This is a genomic window from Thermosporothrix hazakensis, assembly GCF_003253565.1.
Taxonomy (GTDB): domain Bacteria; phylum Chloroflexota; class Ktedonobacteria; order Ktedonobacterales; family Ktedonobacteraceae; genus Thermosporothrix; species Thermosporothrix hazakensis.
Genome location: NZ_QKUF01000009.1, coordinates 61,897 through 74,753 on the forward strand (window position 1 = coordinate 61,897; position 12,857 = coordinate 74,753).

A 12,857-nucleotide genomic window follows, 5' to 3' on the forward strand; every position below is an offset into this window, starting at 1 on the left:
AGAGAACAATGAATGGTAATGGGGCTTGCCACGTCTCCTGAGTTGTAACAGGGAACTCATTAGAAAAGAAGGATAAGACGAAACCGCGCATTGCGCTGATAGCTCCTGCAAAACGGGGAAGCAGGGGCTTTTTTTGTTTCCCTCCGCCATGTTGTATCATCAAAACAAGGGAGTTGTTTGATTTGTATGACGTTTGCATCACTCTTGCTGACAGGCGGCGTCGGGCTTGCTGGCGCTCTGGGAGCCGTGGCGCGTTATCTGCTTGGTAGTTTCATCTCGGAGCATACTTCTTCCGCTTTTCCTTCTGGCACACTGATCATCAATGTCAGTGGCGCGTTTGTGATCGGTCTGATCTTTGCTTTTACTTCGCGTGGATTTCTCAGCGCGGCGACACAAACCGTGCTTGCAACTGGCTTCCTGGGCGGCTACACGACGTTCAGCACCATGAGTTGGGAGGCGTTCCAATTGATGAGAGGGGCGCTGCCTCGTGGCCTGCTCTATCTTGGCCTGACATACGTGCTCGGGCTTGGCGCGGAGATCCTGGGCCTGCTGGTGGGGAGGGCGCTATGAGAACACGTGCGTTGCTGGCGGTCTTTTGTGGCGGCTTCTGTGGCACGCTGGCCCGCTATCTGGTGGTAACGGTGCTTCAGGCGCATGGCTGGCCGTATGACATTCTGTTCGCGAACCTGACGGGGGCCTTGCTGTTTGCCTGTTTGACGCTGCTTGCTGACACAACCGACCTGATTGGCCCGACGCGCCGGCTGGTGTTGATGACTGGCTTCTGTGGTGCATACACGACCTTTAGCAGCCTTGCCCTGGGAGATGTGCAGCTCTTCGAGCGTGGGCAATGGCTTCCCGGGCTGCTGTACCTTGTGGTCAGCGTGATAGGTGGTCTGCTGGCGGTCTATCTGGGGAGCGTGTGTGGAAGCTTCCTGGGCCGCCGCATCAAACGAAAGGCGATAGTGTCCGGACCAATCATCCAGGAAGAAGTAGAACAGGTGGGGGAGAAGCTCTAGCGGCTTGCTCCCCTTGCTGCGTGTATCAGGTGACAGAGGGCGGCTCTGTTGAGTAGCGCTCGTATATCCGTTCGGTCACGATCTGGCGGAGACGCATGATAGCGGTATGAATGTCGCGATAGGAAGTATACAGCGGAGCGATGCCGAGGCGAATGGTATCGGGTGCGCGGAAATCGGGTAGTACCTTCATTTCGTGAATCAAGGCCTGATCGATGCGCAGACCCTCGGGATGCCCGAGTGAGACGTGTGAGCCGCGCAGCCCCGCATCTCGTGGCGAGTTCAGCGTAAAGCCAAGTGGCTTCAGCAGCTCCTCCCAGAGCAGGATGAGGTACTCGCTTTGTCGAATCGACCTGGCACGCAGGGCGTCGATGCCGCATTCGAGCAGCAGATCAACCCCGGGCTCAATGAGGGAGAGGGAGAGAATCGGCGGCGTGCCGGTCAGGAAGCGTCTCAGGCCGCTGGCGGGCTCGTAGTTCAGGCCCAGCTCAAACGGGTGATTCTGGCCCCACCAGCCGCTTAACGGGTTCCGCAGCCGGTCTTGCAGGTCGCGCCGAATGTAGAGGAATGCGGGCGCGCCAGGACCGCCATTCACGTACTTGTACGTACAGCCGACAGCAAGGTCAACGTTGGCCTCATTCAGCTTGATGGGCACGGCTCCAACCGAGTGACAGAGATCCCATAAGACCAGGCTCCCGGCTTTGTGAGCGGCCTGCGTCACTTCGGCCATGTCATAGGTAAAGCTGCTGATAAACGCGGTATGTGAGAGCGAGACCAGCGCCGTCTGCTCGTTCAGGCTATCATACAGGCGCGTTACAGGGCCATGAATGCCGTCTGGCGAGGCGAGCACGTCCAGGTGATGCTGATGCCCGAGCAGCTCGATAGCTCCTTGCAGGATATAGAGATCTGACGGGAAATTCAGGTTATCAGTCAGGATGTGGGTTCTACCCTGCTGGAGGCGCAACGCGGCAACGACCAGCTTGAAAAGATTGACCGAGGTCGAGTCTGCAACAATGACCTCATCGGGCTGTGCGCCGATCAGCCGGGCAATTTTCGCCCCCACGCGTTCGGGCGCGGTATACCATCCCTCCTCATTCCAGCCGCGAATCAGGCTCTCGCCCCATTCCTGCTGAACCAGCCTGTTTGCTCGCTCAATGGCCAGTTTTGGCAGGCGACCAAGCGAGTTCCCGTCCAGATAGATCAGGTCAGGATCGCTGATATGAAAGCGCTCCCGGAACGATGCGAGCGGGTCCTGACGGTCCAGCTCGTCCGCATAATGTTCATCGAGTCGAAAAGGCGTCACTCCAAAACCTCCCCTCTTATAGTGATGAGCGAATGGCCCAGAGATCGGGAAAGACGGGCTTGAGCGTTGTTGCCAGATAGCGGGCTCCGGTAGAGCCACCTGTCCCCGGCTTGCTGCCAATGGTGCGTTCGACCATTTTGACATGACGGTAGCGCCATTCCTGTAATCCCTCGTCGATATCGAGCAGGAGTTCACAGACATTCTGGACCGACGGATTCTGGCGATAGACGTCGATCAGGATGCGTTGTAGCTCTTCAGATGGCTCCAGAGGCTGTGTGACATCGCGATTCAGCAGTGACTCCGGGACGGGATAGCCGTTCTGATGCAGGTAGTGCAGGAAGGCATCCCAGAGGCCTGGCGCATAGAACCGCTGCTCAAGCCGATCGCGGCCCGGAAAGTCTGCCGGATAGTGACGTAGAATGGCGCTGCGCTTGTGCCCGAGCAGGAATTCGATCTCGCGAAACTGAATCGACTGGAAGCCACTGGACGAGCCGAGCAAGCCCCGGAAGGCGTTGAACTCAAGCGGCGTCATGGTTTCCAGAACATCGATTTGCGCGACGACGGTCTTGAGGATTTTGAGAATGCGGTTCGCGGTATGCTCAATATGTGGGTTATCTTTATTCTGGAAATGGGTCTTTAAATAGTCGAACTCGTGGAGCAGTACCTTAAACCAGAGCTCATAGACCTGATGGATGACGATAAAGAGGAGCTCATCATGCTCCGGTCCCGGGCTTTTGGGGACTTGCAGGCGCAAGAGGTCTTCCAGGCGCAAATAGCTGACATAGGTCAATGCCTGAGATGACTGCTCTTCTGTGCCGTGCGTTGTCTGCTGTGAATCAATCGTTTTCATGACACAATGATCCTTCTCTCGTGCCTGTGGGCCTGCTGTCTCATTTTCAGGTATTCTATAAAGACTATGATACCCCTAAATTTTGATACAATAAATGGGAAAACAAAGGTGTTTTCAGCAAAATGCTTTAGAGTTCAAGGAAAAGAAAAGAATGACTGCTGATATCGAAAGATTGCTTGATGAGACAGGGTGGCAGCTCTTGCAGGCGCTTCAGGAGAACGCGCGGCTCTCCTTTCAGGCATTGGGTCAACGGGTGGGCCTCTCGGCGCCAGCCGTCGCCGAGCGCATACGTAGAATGGAGGATGCCGGTATTATAAAAGGCTATCGTGCGGAAATAGATACCGCGCTTATCGGGCTCCCAATTACGGCTATTGTGCGCATCAGTACTCCAATGGGGGAGCGCTATTCGCAGTTCGCGACTACGGCACCCGAGATCGCGGAAGTGCTGGAATGCTATCATGTGACCGGCAATGATGCCCTGGTGATGAAGGTTGCTGTCTCTTCGGTCAAGCATCTTGAGTCGCTGATTGATCGCCTTTCGGTCTACGGGCAGGTGACGACCTCTATTGTGCTCTCGGCCCCCGTGACGCATCGCACAATCACACGCCAGACGTTGCAGCCGCCTGAGGACGAGCGTTAGCCACAGCGAGAAACCTTTTCCGGGCCGCATTCGTGCTCTGTCAGAGAAACGAGTATTCCTGAATTCTTTACGCTTCTTGCACGAAGTACAGGAAAGGGTGGCTTATGGCGACCGTTGCGCTTACGCAAAGCGAGCAGATCGGGCAAGCAATCACCGAGGCGTTGCAGTATTTTCGGCTTGAGCCGCTGATTCGGAACAAGCGGGTAGCCGTAAAACCAAACGATACGTGGGCCTCAGATCAGGATAAGACCGCGGTGACACAGCCGGATACCTTGCGGTCGGTACTGCGCCATATCAAGCTCTACGAGCCGAGTGAGCTGATCGTGACGGGTGGGGCCGGAGCAGCCGAAACGGATCAGGTGTTTGAGACCGCTGACCTGATGGCTGTGGTCAGGGAAGAAGGTGCGACGTTTGTTGACCACAATCGCGGGCCATTTCAGGAAATCGAGCTCTTTTACGCGCCAGAGATAGATGTTGCTGGGCCGCAGAAGAGTATTATGGTAAATCCGCGTATTTTGAGCTATGAGACGCTGATTGTGCTGAGCCAGCTCAAAGTGCATGAGTCGGCCACTGTGACCCTGGCATTGAAAAACATTGCAATGTCATTCCCTGCTGCCGATTATTACGGGCATCCACGCGCTTCACAGGCGAACAAGCATCATTTTTTTGAGGATCTCCATTCTTTTATTGCTGCAATGCATCACCGCTTTCCTGCTCAACTGGCGATTACAGTGGGACATCCAGCAATGGTCGCAAGTGGTCCTGTTGGTGGCTACACTGCGGAAACAGGGATTGTGATTGTCAGTGATGATACGCTGGCTGCCGATGTGGTCGGGGCGCGGCTTCTGGGCTTTCATGTGCAGGGTGTACGTCATTTGTGGGAGGCGAGCCGCCTGGGGCCGGGTGAAGCGGATATTGAGAAGATGCAGTTTCCCGCGATGTCGCTTCAGGACGCGATTAAGATCTATACCAGGAAGGTGTATGGGAAGGAAATGACCTTCCAGCATCCCTGAAATCGAGGAGGCGTGAGCGGTACGTTGACGCCTCCTTTTTCTCTACTATGTATGTGACCATTTGTTCTACAGAATAAAATCTATCCCTCGCTTTTTACGCCGCTCGCCTGTATTCTTTCTCTTACGCTGTTGCACATGATATAATACCGGGAATAATCTCTGCATCGAGACAGCAGCAGAAAGAATAGTGGACAGGATGGACTCTTATGCAAGGACAGGCAGCAGACAGTTTTACGTTTTTTGTGATCAGTGACGTCCATATCGAACCGGGGAACACCCGGGCTATTTCTCACTTTCAGACGGCATTGCAGGATCTTCACGAAATCGCTCCCCAGGCGGGTGCGCTGGTTATCAATGGCGATATGACCAGCACTGGCAGGCCACAGAGTTACGCCGCCTTTCAGGAGGTGCTGAACAGTTGTCCTCACCCCGATGCCACTTATTTGACCATTGGCAATCATGAGTTCTTTCATGGCGAGGGCAACGAGGTTGCAATACAGCGCTTCCTTGCTGTCACTGGCGAGCGTGCTGTGTACTATTCCCGGAAGATAGGCGGGTATCCGTTTCTCTTTCTTGGCTCTGAGAGCTGGGGGCCGGTTGGTTCGCCATACAAAGACTCGGCGGTGCTGACCGAGAAGCAGCTTGATTGGCTCAAGCAGGAGTTGCAGCGGAGTGTTTCGCCTGATACAGATCATACGGGCCCTATTTTTCTCTTCCTGCATCAGCCGCTCCCGAACACGGTTTCGGGCTCCCACCTCTGGCACCCTGTGCGGCAGGACAAGGAATTGCGGGCGTTGCTGGCGCCATATCCGCAGGTGATCCTCTTTTCGGGCCATACCCATTATAGTCTACAATCACCTACAATGGTGGTGCAGCAGCGCTGGACAATGGTGAATTCTGCGACCGTCTATCAGTTGTGGGGTGATGACGAGGTAGAGGGCGAGATCCCGCTTGAGACGGATGATAGTCAGGGGCTTGTGGTCGAGGTCTCGGGCTCCTCGGTCATCATTCGTGCCCGTGAGTTTCTGCGCAAACAGTGGCTTTCACACTACGTCATTGAGCTTGAGAGTGGCTCTCTCACCATTGAGCAGATATAAGAGAACGTACACGTGTACGTATCCGTTTACGTATACGTGTACGTAAACGGGGGATGAGCAGTGCTGCATGCGACCTAAGCATGTGGTGGCTGCTCCCGCTGATTCTGGCGCGCAGATGCTCCCTGCAGGACACCATTTATCTTTTTTATAGGTAGACTGCAATGCCATTCTCGAATGCTTGCTCGTCTCCGTCTTCCAGCCCGTACAGAGCCTCCTGAAGCGCAAACGTGCCCGCATAGAAGCGCGCGAGAATCAGCATTGTTTCGATCCCCGGGTAAATAAAAGTAAAACGGGCAAGGAACGCTTCACCATACGCGACCGCGCAGAGGAGAGCGGCGAAATCAGAGGCGCGATCACCCCGGGCAGCCAAGCTAAAATCGAATAATGCCGCTGATAGCACTTTAGCCCGACAGCACCAGGGGGCATGTGTGTGGAGTGCAACGGGCTTGATGTGCGCCTTGAAGTCGACCCTGCCTTGATTGTCGAGGACCCGACGCGCGCGGTGCTGGACGGAGCGTTGCGCTGGTATGGCGATCTCCGCAAGAAGATGTCGTTTGCGCGTGGCGAGCTGGAATCAATCGCGCAGCATTATCAGACCAGTCTGGAATTGCCCTGGCAGGAGCTCCCGGAACGGATGTTTAGCGCTTGCTCGATGTGCTTCATCGGCTGGTTGATGCGGGCAATACGGTGATCGTGATTGACCATAATATGGATGTGGTAAAAACGGCTGATGGGGTGTTCGATATGGGACCGGAAGGCGGTGCCAGTGGTGGGCACATCATCGCTGAGGGGGCGCCTGATGCGGTGACACGCTGCGCGGAGAGCGTCACCGGGCGCTTCCTTCGCATATAGCGCACGCAGGCAGGGGAGAACCCAAAGCGGGAACTCCCCTGCATTGTTTCACATTGTGTTGTGGCTGCACAGTTTCCCAGGTACGTCGAGGGTGTCGAGTTCTGCACGTGGATAAGCAGATCAAACCATTGAGCAAGCGAGCCCCGGGTATACGCGGCATCGAATTGAGCGGGATCATATCCCATGCCATTCAGACGAAAAGGGGCGGGCCCGTTCATCCATTGTCGAACCGCTCCCTGAGCCTTGCGCAGATCGAGCAGATAGAGCGGAAGGCCGATCGATCCAAGCGTACTGTTATAGCTCTCTTTCACGGGAGCGCCAACGGTAAAGGTGCGAATGGTATGATCCTTCGGGTCGCGGTCCGCGCCATAGTATATCGAGTTGAAACTACCCTGATAGAAGCTGAAGCCGAGTGGTCGATAGCCTGTCTGGTAGAGCTTGCGAAGATGTGCACCCATCGTTGTGCCCGTTGCATCATGCTCAATCGAGATATGCCAGTTATGCGCCCAGAGCGCGACCTTCCCCTGATGGTGCTGCAACCAGGAAGCATTTTCGGCCATCGCCAGATCTCGATAGTTGCTGCCCGCGTTCGGATCAACGCGCATCATGGAGGCCAGCTTGCCGACCTGCGAGATGACATGGGCGTTTTGCAGGGCCCAATTGGCTGCACTATCCTGTTAAGGCTGCTGCTGAAGCAGATTCTCTACGGTGCGTGCATGGCCGCGATAGGTTTGCAGGGCTTCCGGATCAGACAGACAGGCTGGTCTGTTCTGTACCTCACTCAAGCACGTCCGAAACCCGTTGTAAAGCGACACGACCGTGTGAAGCTGAGCTGGCATCTTCGCCGCAACGTACTCGATGACAAGGTCAAATACATGGGTGTCCAGACCTTGCACATCGATGCCCGCGAAGCGCACCTTCTGCGTGTGGCGTGGATCGGCGTTGTATGCTCGAAGCCACGTGACAAGCTCCAGCACTTCCTGGGTGCGCCAGGGCCGTTCCAGTGAGCGGACAAGCGCCTTGGGGTCTCCTTTCCCATACAGAACATACTCATTTATGTTCAGGGCATTGTTCCAGTTTTCTTCCATTGCCAACGTGGTGAACCCCATTTTTTCTACCAGGAAACGAACCAGCCGATGTTTCAGCGTGAAGAACTCATGGGTGCCATGTGTTGCTTCTCCCAGGCCCACAATCGAGGCGTTCGCCACCATGCCACGCAGGACATTCAAATCGTCAAGCGATCCCTCAGGATTGGTGGTGTGCAGTGGCCTGGCATGGGTGCTCAGCCAGTGCTCGACCGGGTTCCCTACCGCACTGACGGGCTGTGTCAGGCTACCGGCCAGAAGCAGGAGAGCACCCAGGAGTCCGAGGAACAGGCTTTTCCTGGGAATGCATGGTACGGACATACTTTCCTCCCGAACGAAATAGTGGAAAAATACAGTATAGTTCTCCTTTCTGCGCGGAGTATAACTGCATTTTGTCGCAAAAAATAGGTATGCCTGTCACAAAGTGGTAAGAGTCCTGTCGCAGAAATGTCGTATGGAATAACGGGCCTTGAGGCGAGATGCGTAAAGCGTTCGTTCTATTATTTTTGTGCTTGCGCCTGTTCTGCTGCACCGGCAGAATACCCCATCCTTTCGCGCTGATTGCAGAACAAACAGACGACCTTCCTTTATGTTTGAGCGTATATATATGTATAAAGGTGAACATGTATAGTTTATCTATGTTATAATGACTCTTGATTTATCTAGATGAACTGATGATTCTGCACGAAGAGGAAAAGCATTTCCTCTCTCTTTTTTGGCTAGAGAGAGGTGGTACAGGGACGTTAAGAGGGAGATGCTGGTCTATTTTCAGGAAGAAACGAGGTAAAAAACGTGAGTCAGTATCGTTTCAGCAGTACTCTGCATTATACGCCTGCTGAAATTACAGAAATGCAAAATGTGACTTTTAGCGGCTATTTCTTTCCGCAGACGATGACACCTGAAATGGCAGCCGAAGTCTGGCGTTGTTATGATGTCGACATGGTTCACACTGTCGTCATGCACAGCCTGAATCTGGCGTTTGTGGGCCTTGCCCGCCTGGCTCTGCGTGGCTGGCGTGGCTGGTGTGGCGGCTTTGGCATCGTTCCCAGATATCGCGGTACCGGGGCCAGTACTCATCTGGCCGAGCGTATGATTTATAAGGCGCGTGAAGCCGGGCTCAAGACGATTCAGCTTGAAGTGCTGCATCAGAATATACCCGCGCAGAAGCTCTACAAACGCGTCGGCTTTGAGACGCTGCGGCAGCTCTTGAGCGTCGAGATCGCGACAAAAGCGCTTCCAGAGTCGCCCGCGCTCGAAGTGGAGGAGCTTGACCCGGAGCGCCTGTTTCCCTGGGTGGCGTTTGATGTGCGACCAAGCTGGCAGCGTGAGCTTGCCAGTATCGCCACGCTGAAAAGCCGCGCCTATACGCTCGCTGGCAAGCGCTTTGACAGGCCTACCGGGCTGATTACCGAGCGGCGAAAGGCACATCTGCGTATCCTTGCGGCAATCAACCACACCGCGCTGACTGATGGCGAGTTGCTGGCCCTGCTTCGGCATGCGGCGGGCGATGCAGTGGGTATCCAGCTTATCAATGAGCCAGAAGAGAGCGCATTGTTGCGGCGCTGTCGCGATTTTGGCTTTTTCGATGTTTTCGGGCAATATGAGATGTTCCTGACACTCTAGCTGGTGCGAGGCCAGTCCCTCCCTATCGACTTTTCCCGATATGCTTTGTTATACTATCGAAAAGAGAACGAGCAAAAAACAGGAGCATAACGGCCTATGGGCAATATCTGGGAGTCGGTACAGCGGGGATTTGAAAAGGCCTCGCAGGAAGCGGGACGTATCGCGAAAACGCAGCGGTTGCGTTCTACAATCGATAAGGTGACACGGCAATTGGAGCGCCAGCAGGAGGTGCTGACACAGACCACAATGGACCTTTTTCTCTCTGGTCGCCTCGTGCAAAGCGAGCTTTTGCCTGTCTGCCAGGAGTTTCATGCGCTGTTACAGCAACTTGAACAGGCACAACTTGAATTGAAGCTCTTGCAACAGGGCGCGACGACCCCGCTTCCACCACCACCGCCACCTGAGTATGTGTCGCCGGAGCCCGTGACGCCTGTTCCACCGCCACCGCCCGGCTTTTCACCTGCGGATCTCCCGACCATCGCGCAGAGTTTCCAGCCGCCAGAGAGGCGCTTCTGCCTCGCGTGCGGCCACGCTATGACCTCCTCGGATGCCTTTTGCAGCAATTGCGGGCAGCCCGTGTCTCAACCCCCTGTGACCTCCGAGGGCCAGTAATCTCGGAGAACATGTTTGGACGCTTGCACGAAATTCCATTCCAGCATGCAAGAAAGGGAAACAGTGCAACACGCTTTCTGGCCAATTGATGGAATCAGCTTCCATATCGCAAGGAAGATTTGCAGTTTGTTGCGTTTCTTACAACTGTTGCAAGGAGGAAGCCACTCTTCTTGCCTGAAAAATGAAATTATTCCTTTAATACAGAAAGAAAGAGCTCTCTCAGTCGTTCCGGAAATGAAAAAGAGAGACGGATGTGATTTGCAAAAAGCTTGACAATTTGCAAAAAGTCAGCGTATAATTTTGCAAACGCTTTCGTTTTTTGCATGAGGTTGCAGATGTCAATAAACTTATCCGATATTGCGCAACGCGCGGGCGTCTCACCTGCCACGGTATCTCGGGCACTCAACGGGAAAGAAGGTGTGCGGCCCGCGACGCGTGATCGTATTCTTGCTATTGCGCAGGAGTTGCAGCTTGCGGCTTTGCAAAACGCGCACACGATGCCTCGCACAGAGACGATCTGTTATGTTGTGCATCAGCGCCACGCCCCGCTTGAGGTTGACCCGTTTTACCCGGTCATCATGCACGGTGTGGAGGCCGAGTTAAGCAAGCATGGGTACCATCTGCTGCTGACAACGATCAGCGATGAGCAGATGAAATCGGCTGCACAGTTCAAGCCAGTAGCGGAAAATCGGGTAGATGGTGTTATTCTAGCTGGGCCGGATATTCGGGCGGAGTTTATTGCCGAACTCAAGGAGATGGATATTCCGGTTGTGCTGGTCGACAATTTTCCCTCGACGGTAGTGGTCGATACAATCAACAGCGATGATGTGCAGGGGGGGCGTCTGGCAACCGAGCATCTCCGTTCACACGGGCACCGCTCGATTGTGGCGCTGCTTGGCCCGGCTGTCTGGCATAGTTCGGCTCTTCGCGGGGATGGATATCGCGCTGTCATGGAGGCAGCTGGCCTTCCCACACACCTATTTCATGCAGAAGACACGACTTTTGAGACCGGAAAACAATTGATGCGTGAGGCGCTACAGGCTGTTCCCGATCTGACGGCGGTTTTTGCGGCGAATGATGCGATGGCTCTGGGCGCGATTCGCACGCTGATGCAGCAACAGAAGCGGGTTCCCGAGGATGTGGCGGTTATCGGTTTCGATGATACCAACCTTGGCGCGATGAGTACCCCGTCTCTGAGCACCGTGAAGATCTATACGGCAGAACTCGGGCGACTGGCGGCGTTACGTCTGCTCGATGCGCTGACAGGGCGCGAGATGCCAGCGATCCGCACGTTGGTCTCGACTACCCTGATTCCGCGTTACTCCTGTGGCTGTGTCTCACAGGAAGAGTGACGCGCAGTATATCGATATGTGTCTATCTGCTTTCTGTTGTTGAGAGTAGATAGGCACGCCGAAGCAACGAATGACTTGCTTCTGGAACACAATGTAGGAGGAGTGCAGCAATGAAGCTGAGAGGTATTTTCCTGATTATGGCCCTGTTCCTGCTCGGCGGGAGCGTGCTGGCTGCCTGTGGCGAGGCGAGCACTGGATCAGCCAATGAGCTGACGTTCTGGGCCGCGCCGAATCCCCCTCAACAGGCTTTCTGGGATGAGATGGCGAAGGAATATATGACTCAACATCCCGACATCAAGATCACAGTAAAAGCAATCCCGGAATCGCCGACCTCCGAGGCCGGTATTCAGTCCGCCCTTGCCGGTGGCACTGCACCGACCGCCTCCGAGAATATTTTCACTGGCTTTGGTGGCCAGCTCAAGGACTCGGATGCAATCGTTCCTCTTGACCAGATGCCGGGATGGAACGACTTGATCAAGGCCCGTCACATGGAAAGCTCTATTGCTGGCTGGAAGTGGAGCGATGGTCATACGTACATCCTGCCTATGTATACAAATCCCATGCTGTTCGCCTGGCGGAGCGATATTCTGAAAGAGCTGGGCTACTCGCAGCCTCCCCGCACCTATAGCGAGGTGCTCAAGCTTGGCGAGAAGCTGAAGCAGAAGTATCCTGATAAGTTTATCTGGGCGCGTCAGCCGCTGTTGCAGGATACCTGGTATGAGCGCTGGTTCGACTTTTTCACTTTCTATGATGCGGCCAGCAATGGGAAACCTCTGATTACCGGCGACAAGATCACCGCTGATGATCAGGCTGCTATCGGGACGCTCAATTTCTTCAAAGAGTTAAACGATAAGAAGCTGCTGTTGACGCAGAGCGCAAACGATCCCTTTGAAAACGGGCTCTCGGTTGCGAACCTGATCGGCCCCTGGTCGTTCGCTGGCTGGCAGGAGAAGTACCCCGATCTGAAGTATGGCAAGACCTTTGTGCTGGCTCCGCCTCCGGTGCCCGATAACGTCCCTGCCGATCAGCCGGTCAAGACGTTTGCTGACGCGAAGGGCATTGTGATGTACAAGCAGGCTTCCCAAGAGCAGCAACAGAAGATGTGGGACTTCCTGAAGTGGGTGCTTTCTGATCCCGCCCATGACATGAAGTGGATGCAAAAGACCAGCCTGCCCCCTGCCCGCGATGATCTGAACAGCAACGCGGAGTTTAAAGCCTACTTTGCGAAGCAGCCTGAGTTGCAGCCTTTCGCGGAGAACATTCCGAACGCGGTTCCGCCTTTGACTGCATCGAAGTACACCGATATTCAGCTTTCGCTCGGCACACAGGCCATTATTCCGGTGCTGAAGCATGAAAAGCAGCCCGAACAGGGTTGGGAGAGCTGGAAGAAGGCTGTGCAACCGATGATTCCGTAGAA

General features: G+C 54.8%; 14 protein-coding genes, 2 pseudogenes and 1 riboswitch. Of the genes and pseudogenes, 12 read left to right on the forward strand and 4 right to left on the reverse strand.

The genetic code is table 11. From position 1 onward, the window contains the following. Window positions 1–5 precede the first annotated feature (5 nt). A riboswitch (Fluoride riboswitch) is annotated at window positions 6–115 on the forward strand. A 71-nt stretch (window positions 116–186) separates the two neighbouring features. Continuing rightward, window positions 187–570: a fluoride efflux transporter CrcB gene (gene crcB / locus EI42_RS14505; protein ID WP_111323206.1), complete on the forward strand. Its 384-nt coding sequence runs from the start codon at window positions 187–189 to the stop codon at window positions 568–570. After that, window positions 567–1,016, forward strand: a complete 450-nt coding sequence (gene crcB, locus EI42_RS14510; RefSeq protein ID WP_111323208.1) for a fluoride efflux transporter CrcB — start codon at window positions 567–569, stop codon at window positions 1,014–1,016. The genes crcB (EI42_RS14505) and crcB (EI42_RS14510) overlap by 4 nt, the downstream gene beginning before the upstream one ends. A gap of 25 nt (window positions 1,017–1,041) precedes the next feature. Here the strand turns inward: crcB (EI42_RS14510) and kynU are convergent, their stop codons facing one another. Beyond that, the gene (kynU, locus tag EI42_RS14515) at window positions 1,042–2,316 is read right to left on the reverse strand and encodes a kynureninase (protein ID WP_111323210.1); all 1,275 of its coding nucleotides are present in this window, start codon (window positions 2,314–2,316) and stop codon (window positions 1,042–1,044) included. Between the two features lie 16 nt (window positions 2,317–2,332). Beyond that, window positions 2,333–3,166, reverse strand: coding sequence for a tryptophan 2,3-dioxygenase (locus tag EI42_RS14520; protein ID WP_111323212.1), 834 nt, complete (start codon window positions 3,164–3,166; stop codon window positions 2,333–2,335). Between the two features lie 151 nt (window positions 3,167–3,317). On the opposite strand from EI42_RS14520, the gene EI42_RS14525 reads away from it, so the two are divergent. From EI42_RS14525 to EI42_RS14535, 3 genes are all read left to right on the forward strand, one after another. Beyond that, window positions 3,318–3,806 carry an Lrp/AsnC family transcriptional regulator gene (locus tag EI42_RS14525; RefSeq protein ID WP_111323214.1) on the forward strand — a complete coding sequence of 163 codons (489 nt, stop codon included), beginning with the start codon at window positions 3,318–3,320 and terminating at the stop codon, window positions 3,804–3,806. A gap of 104 nt (window positions 3,807–3,910) precedes the next feature. After that, window positions 3,911–4,819: a DUF362 domain-containing protein gene (locus EI42_RS14530; protein ID WP_111323216.1), complete on the forward strand. Its 909-nt coding sequence runs from the start codon at window positions 3,911–3,913 to the stop codon at window positions 4,817–4,819. A 206-nt stretch (window positions 4,820–5,025) separates the two neighbouring features. Next, on the forward strand, window positions 5,026–5,916 hold the full coding sequence (locus EI42_RS14535) for a metallophosphoesterase family protein (protein ID WP_111323218.1): 891 nt from the start codon (window positions 5,026–5,028) through the stop codon (window positions 5,914–5,916). Between the two features lie 145 nt (window positions 5,917–6,061). Here the strand turns inward: EI42_RS14535 and EI42_RS14540 are convergent, their stop codons facing one another. After that, window positions 6,062–6,286 carry a hypothetical protein gene (locus EI42_RS14540; RefSeq protein WP_111323220.1) on the reverse strand — a complete coding sequence of 75 codons (225 nt, stop codon included), beginning with the start codon at window positions 6,284–6,286 and terminating at the stop codon, window positions 6,062–6,064. A 54-nt stretch (window positions 6,287–6,340) separates the two neighbouring features. Between EI42_RS14540 and EI42_RS34880 the strand changes: the two genes are divergently transcribed. Together EI42_RS34880 and EI42_RS34690 are read left to right on the forward strand one after the other, a co-directional pair. Then, entirely contained in the window at window positions 6,341–6,607 is a 267-nt protein-coding gene (locus EI42_RS34880) for a hypothetical protein (RefSeq protein WP_170142627.1), read from the forward strand. Further along, a pseudogene (locus tag EI42_RS34690) lies at window positions 6,559–6,768 on the forward strand (hypothetical protein); the annotation flags it as partial. The gene EI42_RS34880 and the pseudogene EI42_RS34690, both read left to right, overlap by 49 nt. Window positions 6,769–6,878: 110 nt before the next feature. Here EI42_RS34690 and EI42_RS33860 read toward each other — a convergent pair. Continuing rightward, window positions 6,879–8,174: pseudogene (locus tag EI42_RS33860) on the reverse strand (erythromycin esterase family protein); the annotation flags it as partial. 471 nt (window positions 8,175–8,645) lie between these two features. On the opposite strand from EI42_RS33860, the gene EI42_RS14560 reads away from it, so the two are divergent. The 5 genes from EI42_RS14560 (at window position 8,646) to EI42_RS14575 (ending at window position 12,855) form a co-directional block, all read left to right on the forward strand. Next, window positions 8,646–9,476, forward strand: coding sequence for a GNAT family N-acetyltransferase (locus EI42_RS14560; protein ID WP_111323226.1), 831 nt, complete (start codon window positions 8,646–8,648; stop codon window positions 9,474–9,476). A 96-nt stretch (window positions 9,477–9,572) separates the two neighbouring features. Further along, a complete protein-coding gene (locus tag EI42_RS14565) occupies window positions 9,573–10,088 on the forward strand; it encodes a hypothetical protein (protein WP_111323228.1) in 516 nt (171 codons plus the stop codon). 63 nt (window positions 10,089–10,151) lie between these two features. Then, window positions 10,152–10,361 (forward strand): hypothetical protein, encoded by a 210-nt coding sequence (locus tag EI42_RS33270; protein WP_211326174.1) that lies wholly within the window; start codon window positions 10,152–10,154, stop codon window positions 10,359–10,361. Window positions 10,362–10,423: 62 nt separating this feature from the next. Then, window positions 10,424–11,440, forward strand: coding sequence for a LacI family DNA-binding transcriptional regulator (locus EI42_RS14570; RefSeq protein ID WP_170142628.1), 1,017 nt, complete (start codon window positions 10,424–10,426; stop codon window positions 11,438–11,440). A gap of 110 nt (window positions 11,441–11,550) precedes the next feature. Beyond that, complete coding sequence (locus EI42_RS14575; protein ID WP_111323232.1) at window positions 11,551–12,855, forward strand: ABC transporter substrate-binding protein; 1,305 nt, start codon at window positions 11,551–11,553, stop codon at window positions 12,853–12,855. The last annotated feature ends 2 nt before the right edge of the window (window positions 12,856–12,857 follow it).